This window comes from Polaromonas sp. P3_B4 (assembly GCF_056402835.1).
Window position 1 is genome coordinate 3,109,952 of the sequence record NZ_JBFUGQ010000001.1, and the last position, 24,012, is coordinate 3,133,963.

Annotated in this window: 21 protein-coding genes; 15 read left to right on the top strand and 6 right to left on the bottom strand. The window is 61.8% G+C overall.

Annotated elements, in window-relative coordinates; translation table 11 throughout:
• Nucleotides 1–97: 97 nt before the first annotated feature.
• The 7 genes from AC1DVV_RS14775 to AC1DVV_RS14805 all read left to right on the top strand — a co-directional run bounded on the left by AC1DVV_RS14775 (nucleotide 98) and on the right by AC1DVV_RS14805 (nucleotide 6,177).
• Nucleotides 98–430, top strand: a complete 333-nt coding sequence (locus AC1DVV_RS14775; protein WP_457281261.1) for a polyhydroxyalkanoic acid system family protein — start codon at nucleotides 98–100, stop codon at nucleotides 428–430.
• Between the two features lie 20 nt (nucleotides 431–450).
• Nucleotides 451–1,383: a LysR family transcriptional regulator gene (locus tag AC1DVV_RS14780; RefSeq protein WP_477701667.1), complete on the top strand. Its 933-nt coding sequence runs from the start codon at nucleotides 451–453 to the stop codon at nucleotides 1,381–1,383.
• A 33-nt stretch (nucleotides 1,384–1,416) separates the two neighbouring features.
• The gene (locus AC1DVV_RS14785) at nucleotides 1,417–2,670 is read left to right on the top strand and encodes a CaiB/BaiF CoA transferase family protein (RefSeq protein ID WP_457281263.1); all 1,254 of its coding nucleotides are present in this window, start codon (nucleotides 1,417–1,419) and stop codon (nucleotides 2,668–2,670) included.
• Between the two features lie 89 nt (nucleotides 2,671–2,759).
• Nucleotides 2,760–3,710 carry a hydroxymethylglutaryl-CoA lyase gene (locus tag AC1DVV_RS14790; protein WP_457281650.1) on the top strand — a complete coding sequence of 317 codons (951 nt, stop codon included), beginning with the start codon at nucleotides 2,760–2,762 and terminating at the stop codon, nucleotides 3,708–3,710.
• Nucleotides 3,707–4,099, top strand: a complete 393-nt coding sequence (locus AC1DVV_RS14795) for a VOC family protein (RefSeq protein ID WP_457281264.1) — start codon at nucleotides 3,707–3,709, stop codon at nucleotides 4,097–4,099. Before AC1DVV_RS14790 ends, AC1DVV_RS14795 begins: the two co-directional genes overlap by 4 nt.
• A gap of 35 nt (nucleotides 4,100–4,134) precedes the next feature.
• Nucleotides 4,135–5,118 (top strand): Bug family tripartite tricarboxylate transporter substrate binding protein, encoded by a 984-nt coding sequence (locus AC1DVV_RS14800; RefSeq protein WP_477701668.1) that lies wholly within the window; start codon nucleotides 4,135–4,137, stop codon nucleotides 5,116–5,118.
• 84 nt (nucleotides 5,119–5,202) lie between these two features.
• Nucleotides 5,203–6,177: a Bug family tripartite tricarboxylate transporter substrate binding protein gene (locus AC1DVV_RS14805; RefSeq protein ID WP_457281266.1), complete on the top strand. Its 975-nt coding sequence runs from the start codon at nucleotides 5,203–5,205 to the stop codon at nucleotides 6,175–6,177.
• An 82-nt stretch (nucleotides 6,178–6,259) separates the two neighbouring features.
• Here AC1DVV_RS14805 and AC1DVV_RS14810 read toward each other — a convergent pair whose 3' ends face one another.
• Nucleotides 6,260–6,514, bottom strand: a complete 255-nt coding sequence (locus AC1DVV_RS14810; protein WP_457281267.1) for an acyl-CoA-binding protein — start codon at nucleotides 6,512–6,514, stop codon at nucleotides 6,260–6,262.
• Nucleotides 6,515–6,658: 144 nt separating this feature from the next.
• On the opposite strand from AC1DVV_RS14810, the gene AC1DVV_RS14815 reads away from it, so the two are divergent.
• The gene (locus AC1DVV_RS14815) at nucleotides 6,659–8,191 is read left to right on the top strand and encodes a wax ester/triacylglycerol synthase family O-acyltransferase (protein WP_477666525.1); all 1,533 of its coding nucleotides are present in this window, start codon (nucleotides 6,659–6,661) and stop codon (nucleotides 8,189–8,191) included.
• A 141-nt stretch (nucleotides 8,192–8,332) separates the two neighbouring features.
• On the opposite strand, the gene AC1DVV_RS14820 is transcribed toward AC1DVV_RS14815, so the two are convergent.
• A complete protein-coding gene (locus AC1DVV_RS14820; protein ID WP_457281269.1) occupies nucleotides 8,333–9,100 on the bottom strand; it encodes a type III pantothenate kinase in 768 nt (255 codons plus the stop codon).
• A gap of 79 nt (nucleotides 9,101–9,179) precedes the next feature.
• Nucleotides 9,180–9,848 carry a helix-turn-helix transcriptional regulator gene (locus tag AC1DVV_RS14825; RefSeq protein WP_477666524.1) on the bottom strand — a complete coding sequence of 223 codons (669 nt, stop codon included), beginning with the start codon at nucleotides 9,846–9,848 and terminating at the stop codon, nucleotides 9,180–9,182.
• A 183-nt stretch (nucleotides 9,849–10,031) separates the two neighbouring features.
• Between AC1DVV_RS14825 and AC1DVV_RS14830 the strand changes: the two genes are divergently transcribed.
• Both AC1DVV_RS14830 and AC1DVV_RS14835 read left to right on the top strand, forming a co-directional pair.
• Entirely contained in the window at nucleotides 10,032–11,240 is a 1,209-nt protein-coding gene (locus AC1DVV_RS14830; protein WP_457281271.1) for a sensor histidine kinase, read from the top strand.
• A 47-nt stretch (nucleotides 11,241–11,287) separates the two neighbouring features.
• Nucleotides 11,288–12,274 carry a response regulator gene (locus AC1DVV_RS14835; protein WP_457281272.1) on the top strand — a complete coding sequence of 329 codons (987 nt, stop codon included), beginning with the start codon at nucleotides 11,288–11,290 and terminating at the stop codon, nucleotides 12,272–12,274.
• Between the two features lie 8 nt (nucleotides 12,275–12,282).
• Here AC1DVV_RS14835 and cqsA read toward each other — a convergent pair whose 3' ends face one another.
• Nucleotides 12,283–13,533, bottom strand: a complete 1,251-nt coding sequence (gene cqsA / locus AC1DVV_RS14840; protein ID WP_457281273.1) for an alpha-hydroxyketone-type quorum-sensing autoinducer synthase — start codon at nucleotides 13,531–13,533, stop codon at nucleotides 12,283–12,285.
• A gap of 224 nt (nucleotides 13,534–13,757) precedes the next feature.
• Nucleotides 13,758–14,201 carry a rhodanese-like domain-containing protein gene (locus AC1DVV_RS14845; protein ID WP_477666523.1) on the bottom strand — a complete coding sequence of 148 codons (444 nt, stop codon included), beginning with the start codon at nucleotides 14,199–14,201 and terminating at the stop codon, nucleotides 13,758–13,760.
• A gap of 200 nt (nucleotides 14,202–14,401) precedes the next feature.
• Here AC1DVV_RS14845 and AC1DVV_RS14850 point away from each other — a divergent pair, with 200 nt between their 5' ends.
• The 5 genes from AC1DVV_RS14850 (at nucleotide 14,402) to icmF (ending at nucleotide 22,762) form a co-directional block, all read left to right on the top strand.
• Entirely contained in the window at nucleotides 14,402–15,289 is an 888-nt protein-coding gene (locus tag AC1DVV_RS14850; protein ID WP_477666522.1) for a PPK2 family polyphosphate kinase, read from the top strand.
• A gap of 152 nt (nucleotides 15,290–15,441) precedes the next feature.
• Nucleotides 15,442–16,551, top strand: a complete 1,110-nt coding sequence (locus AC1DVV_RS14855) for a TRAP transporter substrate-binding protein (protein ID WP_477666521.1) — start codon at nucleotides 15,442–15,444, stop codon at nucleotides 16,549–16,551.
• Between the two features lie 77 nt (nucleotides 16,552–16,628).
• Nucleotides 16,629–17,255 (top strand): TRAP transporter small permease subunit, encoded by a 627-nt coding sequence (locus AC1DVV_RS14860; RefSeq protein ID WP_457281277.1) that lies wholly within the window; start codon nucleotides 16,629–16,631, stop codon nucleotides 17,253–17,255.
• 64 nt (nucleotides 17,256–17,319) lie between these two features.
• Nucleotides 17,320–19,251: a TRAP transporter large permease gene (locus tag AC1DVV_RS14865; RefSeq protein WP_477689579.1), complete on the top strand. Its 1,932-nt coding sequence runs from the start codon at nucleotides 17,320–17,322 to the stop codon at nucleotides 19,249–19,251.
• Between the two features lie 187 nt (nucleotides 19,252–19,438).
• On the top strand, nucleotides 19,439–22,762 hold the full coding sequence (gene icmF / locus AC1DVV_RS14870; RefSeq protein WP_477666519.1) for a fused isobutyryl-CoA mutase/GTPase IcmF: 3,324 nt from the start codon (nucleotides 19,439–19,441) through the stop codon (nucleotides 22,760–22,762).
• 440 nt (nucleotides 22,763–23,202) lie between these two features.
• On the opposite strand, the gene AC1DVV_RS14875 is transcribed toward icmF, so the two are convergent.
• Nucleotides 23,203–24,009 carry an immunity 49 family protein gene (locus AC1DVV_RS14875; protein WP_477701672.1) on the bottom strand — a complete coding sequence of 269 codons (807 nt, stop codon included), beginning with the start codon at nucleotides 24,007–24,009 and terminating at the stop codon, nucleotides 23,203–23,205.
• Between the last annotated feature and the right edge of the window lie 3 nt (nucleotides 24,010–24,012).

The window sequence follows — 24,012 nt, forward strand, 5'->3', positions numbered from 1 at the left end:
GCACCGGTAAGCGTTTTATGATGCAGTCAAACGGCTGGCCCGGCTGCCAAAGACGAACGGCACAAGGCGCTTCAAATCAACAACACGGAGACCACCAATGGCTGACATCCAGATCCAGCGCGAACACACCCTGGGCCTTGCGGAGGCGCGCAAGATCGCCTTCAAATGGGCCGAGCAGGCCGAAGAAAAATTCGACATGGAATGCACCTACGAAGAGGGCAAGGACGAAGACCTGGTCAGCTTTACCCGCTCGGGTGTCAGCGGCACGCTGACCGTCACCAAGGACCGCTTCGATCTCCAGGCCAAGCTGGGTTTCCTGCTCGGCGCCTTCAAGGACAGGATCGAGGACGAAATCGTGAAAAACCTGGACACCCTGATCGCGAAAAAGCCTGCGGCCAAAAAAGCCACCGCCAAAAAGAAAGCGGCCTGAGTTTTCAGGCTCATTTCCCCGTGAGCTACAACCTCGCCCGGTTTGACCTGGTGTCGGTGCGCCTGGCGGTGGCCTGCGCCCAGACAGGCAGCCTGACGGCCGCTGCACGCGATTCGCACCTGGCGCTGGCTGCCGCCAGCCGGCGCATCCGGGAGCTTGAGGACGCCCTGGGCGACGCGCTGTTCGAACGCCATCCACGCGGGCTACTCCCCACGGCGGCGGGCCGCGTCTTCGTCAAACACGGGCTCACGCTGCTGCAGACCATGGAACAGTTGGGCGGCGAACTGGCCGACCTGCGGCGCGGCATCGCGCGCCACATCCGCCTGTGCGCGAGTAGCGCCGCCATCAGCCAGTTTTTGCCGCCCTTGCTGGCGCGCTATGGCGAGCTGCATCCGCAGGTGCATATCGACCTGGAAGAGCAGGTGTCGGAAGCCGTGGCGGCCACTCTGCGCGAAGGCCGGGCCGATGTGGCGGTATTTGTGGAAGGGCCCGACACCACAGGGCTGGACACGCGTCTCTTTCGCGAAGACGAGCTGGTGCTGATCCTGCCGGCCGGCCACACGCTGGCAGGCAAAACGCCGCTGGCCTTTGTCGATGCGCTCGACGAAGAATGGATCAGCCTGACCGCCGGCGCCGCCATGCTGCAAAAGCAGCAGCAAGCCGCGCTGGCCGCCAACCGACCGCTGAAGCTGCGCATGCAGGTGCGCAGCTTTGACGCCGTCTGCCACATGGTGGCCTCCGGCCTGGGCGTCGCCATCCTGCCCAAGGCCGCGACGCTACCCATGGTCAAAAGCATGAAGCTCAGCTGGCGGCCGCTGGCCGACGCCTGGGCCCAGCGCCGCCTGCTGACGGCCACCATGGCGGGCCAGTCAGATGCGGGGATTGCATCGCTGGTGGATTTTCTTACCCCGCTTTCGCAAAACGCGAAACCTAAAGCCCTAAAACGGAAATAGACGGAGCCGGACCGCGGCGGCACACTGCCGCCCATGCCCTCCCCTGAAAAATCCCTCGCGGCTTCTACCCACGCTCCCGGCCAGGGCCCGCTCACCGGGCTCAAAGTGCTGGAACTCGGCCAGCTGATTGCCGGGCCTTTTGCCGCCAAGACGCTGGCGGACTTCGGCGCCGACATCATCAAGGTCGAAACGCCGGGCACGGGCGACCCGCTGCGCAAATGGCGCCTGCTGAAAGACGGCACTTCCGTGTGGTGGCAGGTGCAGTCGCGCAACAAGCGCTCGGTGGCGCTGGATTTGAAGAGTCCTGAAGCGCAGGCCATCGTGCGCCAGCTCGCGCTTGACGCCGACGTGCTGATCGAGAACTTCCGCCCGGGCGCCATGGAAGGCTGGGGCCTGGGACCCGACGAATTGCTGGCGCTGAACCCACGACTCATCATGCTTCGCATCAGCGGCTACGGCCAGACCGGCCCTTACCGCGACAAGCCGGGCTTCGGCGTGGTGGCCGAGGCCATGAGCGGCCTGCGCCACCTGACGGCCGAGCCGGGCCGTGTGCCGGTGCGCGTCGGCGTGAGCATTGGTGACACGCTGGCCGCGCTGCACGGCGTGATCGGCATCCTGCTGGCGATGCAGGAACGCCAGCGCTCCGGCAAAGGCCAGGTGATTGACGTGGCGCTTTATGAAGCTGTGTTCAACTGCATGGAAAGCCTGCTGCCTGAATACAGCGCCTTTGGCGCGGTGCGCGGCGCGGCCGGCAGCGCCCTGCCCGGCATTGCGCCCAGCAACGCTTATCTGTGCAAGGACGGCGGCTATGCGCTGGTGGCCGGCAACGGCGACAGCATCTTTAAACGGCTGATGACCACCATAGGCCGCAGCGATCTCGGCAACGACCCGGCGCTGGCCGATAACGCGGGCCGCGTGGCGCGCGTGGCCGAGATCGATGCGGCCATCGGCCAATGGACGTTGAATCTCACAGTAGACGAGGTGCTGGCGGCGCTCGACAAGGTCTCGGTGCCCGCCGGCCGCATCTACACCGTGGCCGATATCGTTGCTGACCCGCACTACCAGGCGCGCGGCATGCTCGATGAAGTAAAGATGGACGACGGAAGCCTGCTGGCCGTTCCCGGCATCGTGCCCAAGCTTTCGCGCACGCCGGGCGGGCACCGCCGAAATGCGCCGCAGGTGGGGCAAGACACCGATGCGGTGCTGCGCGAGATCGGGCTTTCAATCGAACAGATTCAGGCGCTCAAGGACAAAGGCATCGTGGCTGGAAAGGATGTCAAATCGTGAACACCCTGAAACGTGAAGTGCGCCGCGCCGGGCCGCCCCAAGCAAGCATAGCCCCCTCGGGGGGCAGCGTATTACACGAAGTGAAAAGCGTGGGGGTCAAGATCCATTTCAACGAGGTCGCCACGCGTGACGGCTTCCAGATCGAGCCGAACTTCATCCCAACCGATGACAAGGTCGCGCTGGTCGATGCCCTCAGCGTATGCGGCTACGCCAAGATCGAAGTGACATCGTTTACCTCGCCCAAGGCCATCCCCATGCTGCGCGATGCCGAAGAGGTGATGGGCCGCATACGCCGTGTGCCCGGCGTGGAGTACACCGTGCTGGTGCCCAACCTGCGCGGGGCGGAGCGAGCGCTGGAGTCGCGGGCCGACGAACTCAACCTGGTGATGTCGGTATCGGAAACCCACAACCTGGCCAACCTGCGCATGCCCCGCGAGAAAAGCTTTGCCGCGCTCTCTGATGTCATTCGCCATGTTGACGGCCGCACGCCCATCAACATTTCGCTGTCGTGCTGCTTCGGCTGCCCGATGGAAGGCGAAGTGGTCGAGGACGAAGTGCTGCGCTGGAGCGATCGCTTCGCCGCCTTCGGCGCAGACCGCGTGCGCGGCCTCACGATCTGCGACACCACCGGCATGGCCCACCCGGCTCAAGTCGGCCGCATGGTGGAAGCGCTGCAACAACGCTTTGAAGGCCTGCAGCTGACCTTGCACTTTCACAACACGCGCGGCATGGGCCTGGCCAATGTGCTGGCGGCCGTGCAGGGCGGCATCACGCGCTTTGACGGCTCGCTGGGTGGCCTGGGTGGCTGCCCCTACGCGCCCGGTGCCAGCGGCAACATCAGCAGCGAAGACGCGGTACACATGCTGCATGCGATGGGTTACGACACCGGTATGGACCTTGAAAAGCTGCTTGCGGTGGCGCGGCAAATGCCCGGCATCGTCGGCCATGACGTGCCTGGGCAGGTGGCCAAGGCCGGCCGGATTACCGATTTGCATGAGCCACCGCCTTATGTGGCCGAGCTAAGGGCCGCCTCGGCATGATTCGGCAACTGGATCACCTGGTGCTGACCACCTCGGACGAAGCCCCCTGCGTGGACTTCTACACCCGCGTGCTGGGCATGACGCTGGAAACCTTCACCGGCGGCACACCACCTGTAGAGCGCAAGGCCTTCAAGTTCGGCAAGCAGAAGATCAACCTGCATGTCAAAGGGCGCGAGTTTGAACCCAGAGCCCACCTGCCGGTGCCCGGCGCTCTGGACCTGTGCTTTCTGGCCGGTGTCCCGCTTGCTGACGTGATCACCCATCTCGAGCGGGAGCGCTGTCCAATCATTGAAGGCCCCGTGCTGCGTACCGGCGCCACACAAAAGATCCGCTCGGTCTATGTGCGCGACCCCGACCTGAATTTGATAGAGATTTCCGAACCCGCCTGAAACAGCATCCCAAAACTACAACCGGAGACAACGACATGAGACAACGTAATTTCTTCCACCATCTCGCCATCCTGGCAGGGGCGATGACCGGTCTGGCAATACTGCCTGCCGCGGCGCAGCAGGCCTATCCCGGCCGCCCGGTCACCGTCATCGTTCCGCAGGCGGCGGGCGGCGCCAACGATGCCATTGCGCGCATCGTGTTCCAAAAGCTCGGCGAAATCATGGGCCAGACCTTTCTGGTTGATAACCGGCCCGGCGCGGGCGGTAATGTCGGTACCGCCCAGGTGGCCAAAGCCAGGCCCGACGGCTACACCCTGCTGCTGACGACCAACAGCGCGCACGTCATCAATCCCGCCATCTACAAAAGCACCGGTTTCGACCCCGTGAAGGATTTCGAGCCGGTCGGCCTGGTGGCCAACGCCGGCTATGTGCTGGTTGCCAACTCGGCCTTTCCCGCCAATTCGGTGGTCGAGCTGATTGCCCAGGCAAAAGCCAGCCCCGGCCAGATCAGCTATGCCTCGGCCGGCAACGGCACGCTGAACCACCTGATCGGCGAAATGTTCAAGCGGGCGGCCGGCGTGGACATGCTGCACGTTCCCTACAAGGCTTCGGCTGCCGCAGCCACCGATGTTGCCGGCGGACAGATTCCGGTGTCGGTGCAGAGCCTGCCGTCGGCGCTGCCCTTCCTGCAGTCCGGAAAAATCAAGGTGCTTGGCGTGGTGAACGAAAAGCGTCTGGCCTCCTTGCCCAATGCGCCGACGATTGGCGAAACCCTGCCAGGCTTCGGCTCGACACCATGGTATGGGCTGTTGGCGCCCGCCGGTACGCCCAGGGAAGTCATCGTCAAGCTGCAGGCCGCCCTTGAAAAGACCCTGGCCAGCAAGGACGTGGCGGACAAGCTCGCGGCACAAGGCTGCGACGTGATGACCGCCAGCCCAGCGCAGTTTGCTGCGTTGATCCAGGGCGACCTGCCGCGCTGGAACAAGATCGTCAAGGACTCTGGCGCCCGCATCGACTGATCCACCGCCCTTCAGCCAAAACCTGGTCGGACATTGCCCGGCCTGAGCCACCCTTCCCCGAAAAAATACTATCCGGAGACAACCATGACCCTTATTTCCCGCAGAACCCTCATGACCGTCGCCAGCCTGAGCACGGCCGCATGGCTCAACCCGGTGCGTGCGCAGCTCGCCGGCAAACCCATCACACTCATTGTGCCCACAGCGGCCGGTGGCACCACCGACATTGCGGCACGCATGCTGGCCGAGCCCTTGGGCAGGATTCTGCAAACCTCGGTGGTCGTGGACAACCGCGGCGGCGGCAACGGCAACATCGCCGGCCAGATGGTCGCGCGAGGCCCGGCCGATGGCACCAGCCTGCTGGTGCAGTACTCGGGCTACCAATGCATCACGCCGCTGATCCAGCCGGTGCCTGGCTTTGACCCGGCGACCAACCTCAAGCCGCTAGGCCATTTGATTGACGCGCCGCAGCTGCTGGTGGTACGCGGCAACTTTCCCGCCGACAACTTTGTGGACTTCATCAAGTACGTCAAGGCCAACCCAGGCAAGGTCAACTATGCATCCAGCGGCAACGGCTCGCTGCAGCATGTGACGACCGAGCTGCTCAAGGACCTGACCAAGACTTTCATGGTGCACATCCCCTACCGCGGTACGGGCCCGGCGCTTAACGACCTGCTGGCCGGCACGGTGGACTTCACCATCACCACACCGCCGCCGCTGCTGCCGCACATCCGCGCAGGCAAGCTCAAGGCGCTGATGGTGACCGGCCGCACGCGCCTGGCCGCGCAACCCAATGTGCCGACCGCTATCGAGACGGGTGTGCCGCTGGTGGCATCGTCGTGGTTCGCGGTCTACGGGCCGACGGGACTGTCCGCCGACCTGCAAGGCCGACTCTCGCTGGCCATCAAGCAGGTGGTGGAATCGGAAGGCTTCAGGAAGCGCGCCGAAGAGCAAGGCGCGAAAGCGGTTGTGATGAGCGGCGCCGAGCTGGCTACCCTGGGTGACAACGAGCGCAAGATGTGGGACCGGATCGTGAAACTGGCGAACATTAAAGCCGACTGAAGTCTTTAACAGCCAGCAAAAAGCGGCACAGCCCCGGTGCAAATTGCGCCAGGGCTGTGCCGCTTTTTTGTGGAAGAGAGTCTTAGCTCAGATCGGCGATCAAATCGATGTACTGCTGCATCGCGTCATCCTGCGAGGTGCCCTTGAGGTTGTTCCAGGCGTCCCACTTGGCACGTGCGACCATGTCGCCGAAGCCGGGCTTTTTCTCGGCGTTGTCGCCGATGCTGCCCTGCTTGTAGAGCGCATAAATCTTCAGCAGCGTGGCGTTGTCAGGGCGCTCGCTGAGGTTTTTCGAATCGGCCATGGCTTTGTCGAAGGCGGCTTTCAGGTCTGACATGAAGAATCTCCGTTTTTAGAAGTGGGTCACCAATGAGGTGGCTTGGGGTAACTGCCCGGTATCTTAGCCAGGCCGTTCCTTGCAAAATAGGGAACTTACCCCATCCGGGGTGAGTTCGCATCAGTTTTGCATTCGGGAGTGCTCATGGTTACACGCGTTACCGCTCAGGCCGCAGGCCGCAAAGTGGCAAAAAACGTCCAGAAGAACGTCAAGCGGGCCGTCTCGGGAACCCTGGGCATTTCAGGGGAGCGCATGAGCAAGGTCGACACGGCCTGGCTGCGCATGGACAACGATGCCAACCTCATGATGATCGTGGGCGTCTGGCAGCTGGCGCCGGGCGTCAAGTACGCTGCCGTCTGCGAACGCATCGAAAACAGCCTGCTGAAGTACGACCGTTTCAGGCAGCGCGTGATGGAAGACGCCGCCGGCGCCACCTGGGTGATGGACCGCAACTTCGACCTGGCCAACCATGTCGTGCAGGAGAAGTTGGCCAAATCAGCCAACCAGGAGCAGGCCCTGCAGGACCGCGTGGCCGTGCTTGCCACCCAGCGCCTGGATCCGAGACGCCCGCTGTGGCAAATCCACCTGATCGAGGATTACACCGGGCCCGATGGCGTCAAGGGCAGCGCGATGATCGTGCGCATCCATCATTGCATCGCCGACGGCATTGCGCTGATCTCCGTGACCATGTCGCTGGTCGATGGCGGCACGCCGCCGCCTGAGCGGCGCACGAAGGCTGCGGCGGCTACCGGCACGGAAGACTGGATTGCCGACACCCTGCTCAAGCCCTTCACCGACATCACCGTCAAGGCACTGGGCGCCGTCGGTGAAGGCGCAGCGCGCTCGCTGGGCATGCTGGGTGACCCCAAAAAGGGCATGGAAGACGGCATGCACGGCTCCATGGACATGGCCAAGGTCCTGATGCAGGTGCTCAAGGACGGCGCCGCGCTGGCCCTGATGCCCGACGACTCCAAGACCCGGCTCAAAGGCAAGCCAGGCGGCGCAAAAAAAGTGGCCTGGTGCCAGCCGATTCCGCTGGATGAAGTCAAAGCCGTGGGCAAGGCACTCAACTGCTCGATCAACGACGTGCTGCTCAGCTGCGTGGCCGGCGCCCTGGGCGAATATTTGAAAACCTTCGGTGACGACGTGGCAGGCCAGGAGATTCGCGCCATGGTGCCGGTCAACCTGCGGCCGCTGGACCAGGCGCACAAGCTGGGCAACCGGTTCGGCCTGGTGCCGCTGGTGCTGCCCATCGGGGTGGAGAATCCGATCGAGCGCGTCTACGAGGTGCGCCGGCGCATGGCTGCGCTCAAGGGCAGCTACCAGCCGTTGCTGGCTTTCAGCCTGCTGGCGGTGGCGGGCCTTTTGATCAAGCCGGCGCAGGACGTGATGCTCAACCTCTTTGCCAAGAAAACCACGGCGGTGATGACCAACGTGCCTGGCCCGCGCGAAAAGCTCAAGTTCTGCGGCTCGACACTGGAGCAAAGCATGTTCTGGGTACCGCAGTCGGGCGACGTGGGGCTGGGCGTGTCGATCTTGAGCTACGGCGGCGGCGTGCAGTTCGGCGTGATCACCGACAGCACCCTGTGCCCGGAGCCGCAGCACATCATCGACGAGTTTGTGCCGGAGTTCGCCAAGCTGTCCATCGTGACGCTGATGCTGCCCTGGGGAGAGTGAGCCCTCGCTGTGCGTCGCAGCTGCCAGGAAGTTCCGGTTAATTTTTTGAGGTTTTTATGGCCTTAGCCCAATAAGGACGGGCGCAAGCAGCTACTTTTTTGATAGCACATCCCGCGGCAACTCCACCGCGCGGAAAGGACGTCAGGCTGCAAAACGCTGTGAGGCGATGGCCAACAGTCCGTCGAAGATGAGGCTGTCCACCAGCTCAAACTTCACCGACATGCTGGGCGCCATCTTCCAGCCAGCGCCGCCGGTCATGATGCATTCGGGTGTTTCGCCGCAGTGGCGGGCGACGTTTTCCACCATGCGGTGTATCGCACCGGCAATGGCGAAAGTGCCGCCGCTGGTCAGCGCATCGCTGGTATTGGTGGGAAAGTCGCGCACCTCGCCGGTGGGAACGTGCAGACCGGCCGTGCCGGACTCGAGCGCGCGCAACATGATGCCGTGGCCTGGAAGAATGAAGCCGCCCAGGAATTTTCCGGAAGCGTCGATCGCCTCGACCGTCACGGCGGTACCCACCATGACAACCACGCAAGGCTTGTTGATGCCGCGCGCCAGCAGCCGGTGGCGCGCACCGATCATGGCCACCCAACGGTCAGCGCCCAACCTGGCCGGATGGTCATAGCCATTGGTGACACCAGCCTCATGCGGGCTGGAAACGACCCAGTGCGGCGCCACGTCCCAGAGTTCCATTTGCTCGACCACACGCCGCTTGATGGCGTCGCCGGCAACGATGCAGCCGAGGATACGCGACGGAGGTTGCATGCCGCCCCACTCTTCTTCGGACAGCTTGTCGATGTTTTCCAGAAACACCGCACCCTGCGCCAGCAGCTTGGCCCTGGGCACAGGGGCTTCGTACTGGGCCCATTTCAGGCGGGTGTTACCCACGTCAAGCGCTAGAAAGGTCATTTGGCGGATTATGAACAGGTTTGAAGCGCACCTGCAGGCGCAGGCCTACAGGTTTTCCAGTAGACGCGGCAAAGAACGCTCAGATCAATCCGAACCAGCACGCGCGCTGGATGGCGGCCAGCTTGTTGTCGACCTTGAGTTTGGTCATGGCATTTGAGAGGTGAAAGTTCACCGTGCGTTCGCTGCAGGCCAGCAACTCGCCGGTCTCGCGTGCCGTCATCCCCTGGAAGGCAAGGCTCAGGCATTCGAGTTCGCGCGGGCTCAGCGGACTGCGCGCTTCGGCCAGCGCGCGCTTGAGCAGCGGCCAGATGTTGAGGGCCGACCAGGCCAGCAAGGCCGCCTCGCTGCGGTCATGCCACTGGCGCGGGCTGAAGAGGTAGCATTCAAAGGCCCGCCCCACCGTCAATGGAAAGGCGATGCGCACCACGCTTTGGTAACCGTGAGCCAGCCACAGCCGGCGCCAGCGGCCCAGGCTTTCGAAAGCGGTTTTGGAAATATCCTGCCAGGCGACAAGAGGTGCGTCGGAATCGCGCCACGGGGCGCCGAAGTCCCGGCTCTCTGCCAGGGCCTCGGCGGCATCCAGCAGGCGCGGAGGGTGAATGGCCAGCACCAGCCGGTCTTCCTGCCCCCCGAACGGGTCGGGGCCGAGCACCATGAGCGCTTCGACCGAGAACTCGCGAAGGGCGCACAGCCAGTCGCTGATGACGCCATCCAGGCTGACGCTGTCAAAGTTGGCAGGTAACAGCATTAGCTTGACGAGATGAGAACCGGGACAATACAGTCAAATGTCAAATGCATCATCAGTCAGGTTCCCGGTTGTGCTGGAGAAGTTCTTAACGTGAGGAGCGCTCGCTTTCACGCGTGGCTTGCGCGGCGTCCCCTGCTTCAGTGGCTGCGCGAGGAACTGATCCTTGCGCCCCTGGAGCCCATTTTGCATCCATCCCCGCGACGGCTGTGGTGGCTGGGTCTTTCTTTTTTTTCGGGCAACGCCCTGTTCGCCTGGATCTGGTCGGTCTGGCTGCCGCAGCCCTATGAAAACCTGCCGCTGCGCGTCGTGGCCAGCGTACTGGGCTACAGCCTGATGACCAAACGCGTCAACCATGACCCGGGAAGCAGGCTGGCGCAACGGGTGTTTGGCGTGGTGTTCTGGCTCGAACTGCCGGTCCTGTTCAGCTGGATGTACCTGTGCAACGGCAGCAATACCGTGTGGCTGGCCACCCTGGCGGCCATGGTGCTGATCTACTACCATGTCACTGACTGGCGCCTGGCGACCCTGGGCACCATCACCGGTGGGGGGCTGGCCTGGGTCATGTTCCTGTACGTGGGGCCGGCGGTTCCCTCCCTGCCGGAAGACCAGCGCACCGTGCATGCCGTGGTATTTGCGTTTGCCTGGTCGATCGCGCTGGTGCTGAACCTTTCCTCGGCCAACCTGCGGCGGGAACAGCTTTCCAGCACGCTCACTACCATCGGCATCATGGCGCACGAGCTGCGCACGCCGCTGTCGACGGCAGCCCTGCTGGGCGATGCGATCCAGCTGGAGGTACAGCGCCAGCCCGACAACCCGCGCGCGCTGCAGCTGGACAAACTGGCGCTGCGCCTTCACGCACTGGTTCGAAACATGAACCACCAGATCGACACACAGATCGCGAATGCCAAGCTGCTGCAGCTGCCACGGCATACCCAACAGGTCGCGGCCGGCAAATTGGTCCAGGATGTCGTGGCGGCGTATCCCTACCAGTCGAGTCGCCAGAGGGAATGCGTGCGGGTGCTTGTTCACGATGACTTCACCTTCCGTTCTTCCGCCACACAGTTTTCCCAGGTGCTGGACAACCTCATCAAGAACGCGCTGCATTCCCTGATGGCGGCTGACTCGAAATACCCGCACGGCGCCCTGCGCATTGAAGTCGGCAGGACGCAGGCGCGCGGCCGCATCATGGTGGCCGATGAGGGCATGGGTATCGACGCTGCCTTGCTGCCGCAGATTTTCAAGCCGTTCTTCTCGAGCAACCGCGGCACGGGGCATGGCCTGGGCCTGGCCTTTTGCCAGCAAGTGGTACAAAGCGCAGGTGGCACCATTCATGTGAAATCAGAGTTCGCCGTGGGAGCTGCTTTTACCATCGAGCTGCCGATTACGGCCTGATACCTTGCACATGATTTGCTTTTGACAACCCGCGCTAGACTGACAACATGTCCTTTGCACTTTACCGCCGTCCCGGAGGCGTGGTTTTCCTGGACGACGACCCGGATTATCTCGAAATGCTCGCGGAAGTCATGCCGCTGGACTGGTGTGTACGCCTGTTCCTGCGCCCGGTGGCGTGTATAGACCTGCTGCTCCAGGAGCCGGTGCGCTGGGAAGCGGATGCCTGGCGCCAGCAGGAAATCATCAATCGATGGCGCGAGGGGACGGCCCTGATCCCGCAAATCCTGCAGTACTGGCGGGAAGACGGCACGGCGCGATTTGCGCTCACGCAGGTCTGTGTGGTGGACTATTCCATGCCGGCCATGAGCGGACTGAGGGTGTTGAGCGAGCTGACCGGCTGGTCGGGTTCGCGCGTTTTGCTGACAGGCCGGGCCGACGAGCAACTTGCCGTGTCGGCCTTCAACCGCGGGCTGATCGAACAATTCATTCCCAAGCAATCTCCGGAGATCCGGCTGCGCCTGACCGATGCGGTGCAGGCGCTGCTGCGACAGCCCGATCCCCGGCACCAGCAGACCTGGCGGGCGACGCTGTCCCGCACGCAGCATGCGCTGCTGTGCGAACCATCCGTCGCGCAGGAGCTGGAAAACCTGGCACTGCGGCAAGGCTGGATCGAGCATGTGGTGATAGGTGCACCCTTCGGTGTGCTGGCCCTTGACCGTAAAGGCAGCGTCAGCTGGTTGCAGCTGGAACCCGCCGGGAACCTGCCAGAGCTTGCCGAAATGGCGGCATCGCAAGGCTGGGATGCCGCGACCGTGAAGGACGTGGCGGCAGGCAGGAAACTCATCGACCTGGAACTGCAGCTGGCGCTGGGCGCCGGCCACAAACCCCAGCCGCGCCAGGCCTTCGCCATCGCCTCCGGTCCGACCGTGCTTCATGCGGCGCTTTTTACCGTCGGCGAGCCTTTTAACCCCGGCTTCATGAGCAGCCACGAGCGATTTATTGCCACCTCGGGTGAGAGACACCTTCAGGACTGACGCCGGCATCATGCCTCCTGGCCGGCCCGGGCGCGCCGTGCAATCGGCCAGTCCCATGGCTTCACGATCGGCGCGATCTCGCGTGCGACCGCTTCCACATGGTCCAGTTCGGAATCCATCAGCCCGGCATTCAGGGTTAACCTCATCATCGCGCGTTTGCTGCTGGTGGCCGGCGCGCAGAACATCGACGAAAACACGTTGCGCTCCTCCAGCCGGTCCCGCAACACCATGGTGTCGGATTCCAGTCCAACCTCCAGCGCAATGATCTGCTGGCTGCCCTGGTGGATGGGATAGCCCAGCTCGCTCAAGGCAGACCGCAACCTGCGCGTGTGGGCGTGAAGCCTTGCGCGCGCATCGTCGCTGTTGCGGATCACCTCCAGCGTGGCTGCAAGGCCGGCAATCTCGTGCGGCAGCAGGCTGGAGCTGAAGATATTGGGAAAGCTTGAACAGAGAATGTAATAGCGCATGTGCGCCGGCGCGGTAAAAAAGCCGGCCCGGCCCGCAAAAGCCTTGGCAAGGCTGGCGGTGATGAAGTGCACGCGGCTGGTGAGGCCCAACTCGGCGCACAGCCCCGCACCTTCCGGGCCGTGTGTGCCCAGCGAGTGCGATTCATCCACCAGGATCATGCAGCCGTGCTGCTCGGCCACATCGACAATTTCCCCCAGGGGGCAGATGGCACCCGTGGTGCTGTACACGGAATCGACCACCACGATGCCCGGGCCGTTCCTGGCGATCATCCGGGCGAGATGAACCGGATCATTGTGGCGAAAAGCGAAAGCCGGGGCGCGCGCCGCATGGGCGCCTTCCCACAACGATGCATGGGCCAGCGTATCAAGGTATACAGGGGTCTGCGCATCGGCAATCGCCTGCAGCAGGCCGACATTGGCCGCATAACCCGATTGGCAAATGAAGCCGTCGTCCTTGCCCACCCAGGATGCCAGTGCCAGCTCCAGCGTGTGTGTGGGATGCTGATTCAGGTGGAAGACACCGGACTGCACCACAAACTCCTGCTCCTTGCGCAAGGCTTCCACCTGCGCGTGAACGATGTGCGGATGGCCCGTGACGCTGAGGTAGTCGTTGCCGTCCAGCCGGATGGCATTGGAGTCCGGTGTTTTGCCATGAAGCATGAACTTTCCGCTCCACTGGTGGTTCCAGCGCGGCGTGAAGTCGCGGGATATTCGCTGGCACAGCTGGGCCCCAAGGGCAGGGTTGGAAAAGTGTGCGGTGTCAGGGGAAAGTTTGCGTTCGAGTACTTGCATGGGGACTCCGTTAAAAAGAGGAACCCCATTGAAAGCGCTCAAACAAATTGATACGCCTTACCCCCTGTCAGAACTAACAGGGGGCACCCCCATACATCAAACTTCAGACAAAGTCATGCGAACTATTCACTTCATTTTTGTGAAATAAATGCGCCATTCACTTACATATACAAGTTACCAAAGGTACGCACAGGACTGCTTCAATTCAGGGTTTTACCGGAATTTCAGCCCTGCTTCCAGGGCAAGCCCCGAAAACGCCAGCCTCCCTTGCGGCCGCGCTGCCCCTGGTCATCAGCATCGCCTTCAAAACCTTCGAGAATGTTGTAAGCCTCGACGCCCAGCTCGGTCGCGCGTTTGGCCGCCGCGACCGAACGCACGCCGCTGCGGCACAACAGCACTGCCTTCTTGCCGGCGGGCACGGCAGCTTTCAGCCCCTCATCGAATCCTGCGTTCATTGCCATGCCCGGCCATTGCTTCCAGGCCAGGGGGACAGAGCCGGGTACATAACCCACCCATTCACGTTCGGCGTCAGTTCGTACATCCACCAGCACGGCTTCGCCCGACTGCATCCACTCAAAAGCCAGCTGTGCAGAAATATCGCCGGCATAGCCGGAAGCAGTCTGGACACCAGGTTGCGCGGAACCATTTGCAGAAGTGTTTTTTTTCATCACAGGGCCTCTCAGTTCGGGGTGTTGATCAACAGGCATATCGGGCATGCATGCACCGCATGACAGCGACCCGAAACCAGCAGATCAAGTTTATCCCCCTGCAACCACACGCCAGACAGTGAGGGCATAGGCAGGCCGCGCATCCCTGGCGCAGGTGTGACATGCACAATCACCCTACCCATGAACTGCAGGAGACCCCGATGCCCCGCAACGCCGACACACCTTCTCCACAAAAGGTACAGCCTGGCAAGGCAAGCTTCAAGGCTCTGGCCAAAACCGTAGCCCCCTGGCAACCCTCTCCGTCGAAGCCCAAGGGGTTTTCTCTTGCCAGCCTTGACCCGGCCGCCAAGCCGTTCTCGACGGGCGACAAGCTACGCGATAAAGCTGCCGTCGAAGCACTGGCCACGGAGATTGACGGATTGCAAAACCTGTTTTACGCGGACAAACGCTACAAACTTCTTGTGGTCCTGCAGGGAACGGACACCTCAGGCAAGGACGGAACATTGCGCGGTGTCTTTGGGCGCATCAGCCCGCTGGGCGTACGGACGGTCAGCTGGAAGGCGCCGACGGAAGACGAGCGGGCGCATGACTACCTGTGGCGAATCCATCAACAGATGCCGGGCACGGGGGAGATCGCGATTTTCAACCGCAGCCATTACGAAGATGTGTTGCTGCCGCCCGTCAACGGATGGATCACACCGGCACAAACAGCACAGCGGTTCCGGCACATCAACGACTTCGAACGCATGCTCTCGGAAACCGGTACGGTGATCCTCAAGTTCATGTTGCATATCAGTCCCGATGAGCAAAAGCAACGGCTGCAGGAGCGACTGGATGACCCCGCCAAACACTGGAAATTCAGCGCGGGCGACCTGGAGGTTCGCAAACAGTGGAAGCAGTACCAAAAGGCTTACGAAGCACTGCTTCAGGCCACCAGCACTCCTTGGGCACCCTGGACCGTGGTGCCGGCTGACTCCAAGACGCATCGCAACCTGATGATCGCCACCCTCGTCCGGGCCCGGTTGCTGGAACTGAAGCTACGCTTTCCGCCGGGCGATCCGGCCCTCAGGGGGCTGAAAGTCACCTGAGCTCCTCGCGGGCTCCTGTCGGTCACGCACAAACAGTTTCACCCTGAGAAGGGGCAACAACCTGTAGCGTTGGTGGAAACCCTCTTTGTAAGGAATGGGCAAGACGGAATGATGAGTCCTCTTATATTTTTCGAAACAACAGGAGACAAGTCATGACCGAGAGCAAAAGCCCCCGCAGGCGCGGCCTGCTGAAAGGCGCCGCGATTGCCGCCGGCGCCCTGTCCGCCCCCATGGTCGCCATGGCGCAGACAACGTCCTTTCGCTTCCAGAGCACCTGGCCGGCCAAGGACATCTTCCATGAATACGCCAACGATTTCGCGAAGAAGGTCAATGACATGGCCGGGGGCCGACTGAAGATCGAGGTGCTTCCATCCGGCGCCGTGGTGCCGGCTTTTCAGCTACTGGAAGCTGTGAATAAGGGAACCCTTGACGGTGGACACGGCGTGGTGGCTTATCACTATGGCAAGAACAACGCCCTGGCCCTGTGGGGCTCCGGCCCGGCCTTCGGCATGGACCCGAACATGGTCCTGTCCTGGCACAACTATGGCGGCGGCAAAGCGCTGCTGGAAGAAATCTACAAGTCGATCAACATGGATGTGGTGTCATACCTCTACGGCCCCATGCCTACGCAGCCGCTGGGCTGGTTCAAGAAGCCGATCGCCAAGGTGGGTGACATGAAGGGTCTGAAGTTCCGCACGGTCGGCCTGTCGGTCGACATCTTCACCGCGATGGGCACCTCCGTGAACCCGTTGCCCGGTGGTGAGATCGTGCCGGCACTGGACCGCGGCCTGATCGACGCGGCCGAGTTCAACAACGCCAGCTCCGACCGCGTTCTGGGTTTCCCAGACGTGGTCAAAAACTGCATGCTGCAGAGCTTTCACCAGAGCGGGGAGCAATTCGAGATCCTGTTCAACAAAGGCAAGTACAACGCGCTGCCGGCCGAACTCAAGGCGATCATCGACTATGGCGTGCAGGCGGCCAGCGCCGACATGAGCTGGAAGGCCATCGACCGTAACTCCACCGACTACGCCGAGATGAAAAAGCAGGGCATCAAGTTCTACAAGACGCCCGACGCCGTGCTCAAGGCACAGCTGGAAGCCTGGGACAAGATCATCGAGGACAAAGCCAAGGCCAACCCGCTGTTCAAGAAGGTGATCGACTCGCAGAAAGCCTACGCCGCACGCACAATCCCCTGGCAGAACGACTACATGGTCGATTTCAAGATGGCCTACAACCACTCCTTCGGCAAGAAGAAAGCCTGAGCCTGCGAGCCCCGGCGAAGCCGGCCAGCCGTCCAACCCTGGATGGCTGGCCTTTTTGATGGGAACACCGGTTCAAAATGAATACACAAAAAATCCTTCACACGGCTGACCACATCAGCACCTGGGTCGGGAAGGCCGCCGCCTGGCTCATCGTGATCCTCATGGTGGTCGTTTGCGCTGAAGTTTTCAAGCGTTACGCGCTCAACGCGCCCACCGCATGGATCTTCGACGTCAATAACATGCTGTATGGCACGCTGTTCATGCTGGGGGGCGCCTACACGCTGGCGCATGACGGCCATGTGCGCGGCGACTTCTTCTACGGCAACTTGAAGCCCCGCACGCAGGCCTGGCTGGACCTGGTCCTGTACATCGTCTTCTTCCTGCCCGGGATTATGGCGCTGACCTGGGCCGGCTGGACATACTTCAATGAGTCACTGGCGATGCGCGAACAAACCTTCAACGCCACCCCAATCCCGCTGTATCCGTTCAAGTTTGTGATCCCGGTGGCTGGCACCATTGTGCTGATGCAGGGGCTGTCCGAGATCCTGCGCTGCGTCGTTTGCATCCGCACCGGCATCTGGACACCTCGGCTCAAGGACGCCCAGGAATCCGATGTGGTCGCGCAGCAGCTGGCCGGCAGCGAGTTTGTCGATGAAGAAGCCAAGCGGCTGGCCATCGAAAAATCCGCCGGCCTGAAAGGTTGAACATGAATCGCCCGGCCGTTCCGAAGATTCTTGGCACCGCAGCCCACAGGGCGGAGGTCTCCAAGTGAGCAACGCAGTACTCGGCATGACCATGCTCGGTCTGATCGTGGTCGTCATCATGATGGGCTTTCCCACCGCATTCACACTGATGGGCCTGGGCATGGCGTTCGGCTTCGTGGCCTTCTACGATCCGTCCACCCATTTTTGGGAAAACAGGATCTTCGACCTGATGGTCCAGCGCGCTTTTGGAGCGATGACTAACGAGACCCTGTTATCGATTCCGCTGTTTGTGCTGATGGGCTATGTGATGGAGCGCGGCGCGCTGGTGGACAAGATGTTCCATAGTGTGCAGCTGGCGTTCCGCAGCGTGCCCGGCTCACTGGCGGTCACCACCCTGATCATCTGCACGTTCTGGGGCATCGCCAGTGGCCTGGTGGGCGCTGTGGTGGTGCTGATGGGCGTGATCGCCATGCGGCCCATGCTCAACGCCGGCTACGACACGCGACTGGCGGCCGGCGTGATCACCGCCGGCGGCACGCTGGGCATCCTGATCCCGCCCTCGGTGATGATCATCGTCTACGCCGCCGTCGCCGGCCAGTCCGTGGTCAAGCTCTACGCGGCGGCCATGTTCCCCGGCTTCTTCCTGGCCCTGCTCTACCTGGTCTACATCGTCGGCTGGGTCATGCTCAACCCCAAGATCGCGCCCAAGCTGCCGCCGGAGCAGAACCGCGCGCCGGTGCCACTCTGGCTGCAGCAGGTGACCGCCGCCTATTCACGCAGGGCGCTGCAGGCGCTGGCCATGGCCATCGCGGCTCCGGGCAAGGCGCTGCAGGCGGGCGCCCAAGTCAGCCGCGGCTTCCTGTTGCGCAGCTTGGGCACTGCCCTGGTGCCGGTGGTGTTCGCGCTGGCGACTCTGGGCGGCACCTGGTGGTATGTGGTCATCCATTCGCAGGCCGACAACATCGCCCAGGTGGCGGCGGCACGCGCCGCCAAGGCCGCAGCGCCGACAGGCGGAGGCCTGCAGGGGCCCGCAGTCACCGGCGGAGTCCAGGAACCACCTGCGGAAGAAGGGCTGAAAGAACCCGGCGACACGGCCAAGGAGCCGGCCGAAGCCGGCGGCTTGCAGGCGCCGCCGGGATCGGAAGATGCGAAGCCATCGACAGCAGCAACCACCGCCGACGCACCACTGCAGGAAATCGGCGAGCCCTCGGGTTCGGGGCCACAGACCGCACCCGTGCCCGAGTCCTTCTACACGGGCTTTGCCATCGCCTGCGTGCTGATGGCGGGACTGCTGCTGTGGTACTACCGGCGCTTCGACGCCGAGCAGTTCGAGATCCTGCGGATGCTGGTGAGCTCGGTCATGCCGCTCGCGCTGCTGACCATCGTCGTGCTGGGGGTCATCCTGTTCGGCATCACAACCGCAACCGAATCGGCGGCCGTTGGCGCGGCCGGCGCCTTTCTTATGGCTTGGCATGCCGGCACGCTGGACTTTCAGAAAATCAAGGAGGCGGTGTTCCTGACCTGCAAGACGACCTCCATGGTGTGCTGGCTGTTTGTGGGTTCAGCACTCTTCTCCGCGGTTTTCGCTCTGCTGGGCGGCCAGCGCGTCGTCGAGGAATGGGTGATGTCGATGAATCTGACACCACTGCAGTTCCTGCTGCTGTCGCAGGCCATCATCTTCGTCCTGGGATGGCCACTGGAGTGGACCGAGATCATCGTGATCTTCGTGCCCATCTTCCTGCCGCTGCTGCAGCATTTCCAGATCGATCCGATTCTTTGGGGCGTGCTGGTTTTCGTGAACCTGCAAGCGGCCTTCCTGTCGCCGCCCGTGGCGATGTCGGCTTTCTACCTGAAGGGGGTGTCGCCACCGCATGTGACCATCAACCAGATCTTCGCCGGCATGATGCCCTACATGCTGATCGTGATCCTGTGCATGGTGTTCATGTACATCTGGCCCGGGTTGACGCTCTGGCTGCCTAAATACCTGTACGGGTAAACAGGCCGGAAGCCATTGGGTACCAGGCTTTGGCAAAGAGGGGCGCTCCGCGTCCCTTTTTTTTTGCTCGCACCGCTACACGGCGCACACTTGATCGGCGCCGGCTTACCGGCTAAGATTGACGTTTACGTAAACGTCAATCAAACAGATCACAGATCGACGGTCCAACCGCCGCCCGGAGACAACCATGACCGACATGTCCGCTGAATACAAAGCGCTCGCCAGCTACCGCCCCACTCACAAAGTGCGCTTCATCACGGCGGCCAGCCTCTTTGACGGTCATGATGCCGCCATCAACATCATGCGGCGCATCCTGCAGAGCATGGGCGCGGAGGTCATCCACCTGGGCCACAACCGCAGCGTGGACGAAGTGGTCACAGCCGCCCTGCAGGAGGACGCGCAAGGCATCGCCATCAGCTCCTACCAGGGCGGGCATGTCGAGTACTTCAAGTACATGGTCGACCTGCTCAAAAGCCGCGGCGGCGAACACATCCAGGTGTTCGGCGGGGGCGGCGGCGTCATCGTGCCGCCCGAAATCCGCGAGCTGCATGCTTACGGCGTCACCCGCATCTACAGCCCCGAAGACGGCCAGAAGATGGGCCTGGCCGGCATGATCGGCGAGATGGTCATGCGCTGCGACAAAGACCTGACCAGTTTCGCGCCCAAGAACGTCACGGCCATTGAAGGCCACGGAGAGATGAACTGGCGGGCGCTGGCGCAGTTGATCACGGCGCTGGAGAATGGCAAGGCCGACGCGGCACTGGTGGACAAAGTCCGCACGCAGGCCTCCACCTGCAAGATCCCTGTGCTGGGGATTACGGGCACTGGCGGCGCCGGCAAGTCTTCATTGACCGACGAGTTGATACGCCGCCTGCGCCTGGACCAGAACGACAAATTGCGCGTGGCAGTCATCAGCATTGATCCATCACGCCGCAAGAGTGGTGGCGCGCTGCTGGGTGACCGCATCCGCATGAACGCCATCAATCCCTGGACTGTTCCCCTGGCTGGTCAGAAGAACGCCGACAGCGGACAACGCGTGTTCATGCGCTCGCTGGCCACACGCGACTTCGGCTCTGAAATCAGCCAAGCGCTGCCCGACGTGATCGCCGCCTGCAAATGTGCAGGCTTTGACCTGATCGTGGTCGAAACTTCCGGCATAGGCCAGGGCGACGCCGCCATCGTGCCGCATGTGGACGTGCCCATGTACGTGATGACGCCCGAGTTCGGCGCAGCCAGCCAGCTCGAAAAAATCGACATGCTGGACTTCGCCGAGTTCGTCGCCATCAACAAGTTCGACCGCAAGGGCTCACTCGATGCCTTGCGCGACGTCTCCAAACAGGTGCAGCGCAACAGGGAAGCCTGGGGCACGCCGGCCGACAAGATGCCGGTGTTCGGCACCATGGCCGCGCGCTTCAACGACGACGGCGTGACCGCGCTCTACCAGGCGCTCAAACCACGCCTGGCCGCGCTGGGCCTGGCGCTTGAGGCTGGCATGCTGCCCGCCGCAGAGGTCCGCCACAGCACCAATCAGACGCCTGTGGTGCCGGCCGCGCGTACGCGCTACCTGGCCGAGATCAGCGACACGGTGCGCGGCTACAAAAAGCGCGCCCGCGCGCAGGCTCAGCTGGCGCGCGAGGTGCAGCAACTCAAAGCCGCCGCCGCCATGCTCAAGATCGACAAGCCCGACCGCGCGCCCGCCGCCGAAGCCGCGCTGGACCTGGCCGGCCACCGCAAGGCCCGCATTGATGCCGACGCGCGCGCCCTGCTCGCCCAATGGCCCGACATGCAGACTGCTTACGCCGGCGACGAATACGTGGTGAAAATTCGCGACAAGGAAATCCGTACCGCGCTGACCACCAAATCCCTCTCAGGAACCACCATTCGCAAGGTGGCCTTGCCGCAGTACGAAGACCACGGCGAAATCCTCAAATGGCTGATGCTGGACAACGTACCCGGCAGCTACCCCTACACCGCCGGCACCTTTGCTTTCAAGCGCGAGGGCGAGGACCCGACCCGCATGTTCGCCGGCGAAGGAGATCCTTTCCGCACCAACACCCGCTTCAAGCTGCTCAGCGAAGGCATGGCCGCCAAGCGCCTGTCCACTGCGTTTGATTCGGTCACGCTCTACGGCAACGACCCGGCGCTGCGGCCCGACATCTACGGCAAGGTCGGCAACTCAGGCGTCTCCATCGCCACGCTGGACGACATGAAGGTGCTGTACGACGGCTTTGACTTGTGCAACCCCTCGACCTCGGTCTCGATGACCATCAACGGCCCGGCGCCGACGATTCTGGCCATGTTCATGAACACGGCCATCGACCAGAACCTCGACAAGTTCAAAAAAGACAACGGCCGCGACCCGACGGCGACCGAGGCTGCCAAGATTCGCGAATGGGTGCAAGAAAACGTGCGCGGCACGGTGCAGGCAGACATCCTGAAAGAAGACCAGGGCCAGAATACCTGCATCTTCTCGACCGAATTCAGCCTGAAAGTCATGGGCGACATCGCCCAGTACTTTGTGCACAACCGGGTGCGCAACTTCTACAGCGTCTCCATCAGCGGTTACCACATCGCCGAAGCTGGCGCCAACCCGATCAGCCAGCTGGCCTTCACGCTGTCCAACGGTTTCACCTTTGTTGAAGCCTACCTCGCGCGCGGCATGCACATCGACGACTTTGCGCCCAACCTCAGCTTCTTCTTCAGCAACGGCATGGACCCGGAATACACCGTGATGGGCCGCGTCGCGCGCCGAATCTGGGCCGTGGCCATGAAAGAAAAATACGGCGCCAACGAACGCAGCCAGAAGCTGAAATACCATATCCAGACCTCGGGCCGCAGCCTGCACGCGCAGGAAATCCAGTTCAACGACATACGCACCACGCTGCAGGCGCTGATCGCCATCTACGACAACTGCAACTCGCTGCACACCAACGCGTTTGACGAAGCCATCACCACGCCCACCGAAGAATCGGTGCGCCGCGCCATGGCCATCCAGCTCATCATCAACCGCGAATGGGGCCTGGCCAAGAATGAAAATCCTTCACAGGGCGCTTTCATCATCGAGGAGCTCACCGAGCTGCTCGAAGAAGCCGTGCTGCTGGAGTTCGAACGCATCGCCGAACGCGGCGGCGTGCTGGGCGCGATGGAAACCGGTTACCAGCGCGGCCGCATCCAGGACGAGTCCATGCACTACGAGATGCTCAAACACACCGGCGAGCTGCCCATCATCGGTGTGAACACCTTCCGCAACCCGCACGGCGATGCGGTGCAGGACAAGCTGGAACTCGCGCGCTCCACCGAAGAAGAAAAACAAAGCCAGCTCAAGCGCCTGGACGACTTCCACCGCCGCCACGCGACCGAATCACCCGCCATGCTCAAACGCCTGCAGCAGGCCGTGATCGAAAACCTCAACGTCTTCGAGGTGCTGATGGAAGCCGTGCGGGTCTGCTCGTTGGGGCAGATCACCCACGCGCTGTTTGAGGTGGGCGGGCAGTACCGGCGCAATATGTGAATATTGCTCGGCATGGCTCCGCGGGAAGCCGTTGTTGCCGTGCTGCGCGTGGAGTTTTTGGCGACGGGAATGTCTCGCTGGCTGTCCTGCGGAGCTGGGGCGATGACTTTGTTGCAGGCACAACGAGGCGGAAGATGTGGCCTGTGATTCGCTATTAAATTCATAGCTGCTTACGCAAGTAGCATAAGGGCCAGGACCAGATTTTGTGTACGGAAATGCACTAAGGGGCCTGTAAGACAGGGCGGCGGACTAGTTCCTGCTGGCGGCACTTTTGCTGCCAGAGAGACTCACAGCCCCCATCGTGCAATACCTTCACCAAGAGCACTCAGGACAACGGCTACGAAGACAGCTGAACCGTAGATTTCGGTGTCGTTCGCCGCTTTATTCTCCTTCGTATTCACTGCATGCAGAGGATGCGCTCCGCTTGAGTGTCGGTTGGTTTATTTATGAATCCAATGTGAAATCTTTGCCATCACCCCCTGTGGTGGCGGAATCCACCCGGGCTGGAGAAAGTCGTACACATCGTCGTAGTGCTCCAGTGGCTGGTTGGGCATGAGTTCCATAGGTACGAGCGGGCAGTCGATCTGCACGGGAATTCCTTTGAGCCAGCAGAGTTTGGCGCAGTAGGTGCTCATCTCAGCTATCAAGTCCTCTACCAAAGGATCACCTGTTTGCTTAACTGCGTCTCGCAAAATTAGGTTTTCAAGCCCATTTTTATCGCGCCGCATCAACAACGAAAAGAAATCCCCGCCGTCGGTAGCGAACTGCCGATCAATTTTGCGACCATGCTTGACAAGTTTCTCTACTTTGGCTTGCAAGGCTTCGTAGTCACCCAAAATGGCTAGCTGCCACATGTGTACTTTGAAGTGTGAATTAAGTGGATTGCTTCGATTCCTCATGAAGTCCGGAGGTTCCAGGCTTGCCATGGCATCGATGATTTTCGGATTGTCGGACAAGAGCGCATAGTAGATTTCTTTGCCAATCGAAAATTTTTGATAGCTATCCAAGGCAATCGCAGCCAACTCTAGCTTGCAAGCGACATGCATATGCTGCTTGAAACTTTGCAAATTGCCCTCCACAAAGTAATCGAAGATGCCAATTCTTAGATGATCGTGACTTAGCGAGCTATAACAAGCGCGCAAGTCGATCGGTTTGATGCGAAACCTGATTTTGTTGATTAACCCCGGCATTCTTTCTTTAGAGATCTCGGCAAGATTTTGTGCATTTTCGTTGGCATTTTTGGGCATGAG

Bases quoted from the DNA above. Each gene is read 5' to 3' on its own strand.
- AC1DVV_RS14775 (WP_457281261.1), top strand. From the start codon at position 98: ATGGCTGACATCCAGATCCAGCGCGAACACACCCTGGGCCTTGCGGAG.
- AC1DVV_RS14785 (WP_457281263.1), top strand. From the start codon at position 1,417: ATGCCCTCCCCTGAAAAATCCCTCGCGGCTTCTACCCACGCTCCCGGC.
- AC1DVV_RS14795 (WP_457281264.1), top strand. From the start codon at position 3,707: ATGATTCGGCAACTGGATCACCTGGTGCTGACCACCTCGGACGAAGCC.
- AC1DVV_RS14800 (WP_477701668.1), top strand. From the start codon at position 4,135: ATGAGACAACGTAATTTCTTCCACCATCTCGCCATCCTGGCAGGGGCG.
- AC1DVV_RS14805 (WP_457281266.1), top strand. From the start codon at position 5,203: ATGACCCTTATTTCCCGCAGAACCCTCATGACCGTCGCCAGCCTGAGC.
- AC1DVV_RS14810 (WP_457281267.1), bottom strand. From the start codon at position 6,514: ATGTCAGACCTGAAAGCCGCCTTCGACAAAGCCATGGCCGATTCGAAA.
- AC1DVV_RS14815 (WP_477666525.1), top strand. From the start codon at position 6,659: ATGGTTACACGCGTTACCGCTCAGGCCGCAGGCCGCAAAGTGGCAAAA.
- AC1DVV_RS14820 (WP_457281269.1), bottom strand. From the start codon at position 9,100: ATGACCTTTCTAGCGCTTGACGTGGGTAACACCCGCCTGAAATGGGCC.
- AC1DVV_RS14825 (WP_477666524.1), bottom strand. From the start codon at position 9,848: ATGCTGTTACCTGCCAACTTTGACAGCGTCAGCCTGGATGGCGTCATC.
- AC1DVV_RS14835 (WP_457281272.1), top strand. From the start codon at position 11,288: ATGTCCTTTGCACTTTACCGCCGTCCCGGAGGCGTGGTTTTCCTGGAC.
- cqsA (WP_457281273.1), bottom strand. From the start codon at position 13,533: ATGCAAGTACTCGAACGCAAACTTTCCCCTGACACCGCACACTTTTCC.
- AC1DVV_RS14845 (WP_477666523.1), bottom strand. From the start codon at position 14,201: ATGAAAAAAAACACTTCTGCAAATGGTTCCGCGCAACCTGGTGTCCAG.
- AC1DVV_RS14850 (WP_477666522.1), top strand. From the start codon at position 14,402: ATGCCCCGCAACGCCGACACACCTTCTCCACAAAAGGTACAGCCTGGC.
- AC1DVV_RS14855 (WP_477666521.1), top strand. From the start codon at position 15,442: ATGACCGAGAGCAAAAGCCCCCGCAGGCGCGGCCTGCTGAAAGGCGCC.
- AC1DVV_RS14860 (WP_457281277.1), top strand. From the start codon at position 16,629: ATGAATACACAAAAAATCCTTCACACGGCTGACCACATCAGCACCTGG.
- icmF (WP_477666519.1), top strand. From the start codon at position 19,439: ATGACCGACATGTCCGCTGAATACAAAGCGCTCGCCAGCTACCGCCCC.
- AC1DVV_RS14875 (WP_477701672.1), bottom strand. From the start codon at position 24,009: ATGCCCAAAAATGCCAACGAAAATGCACAAAATCTTGCCGAGATCTCT.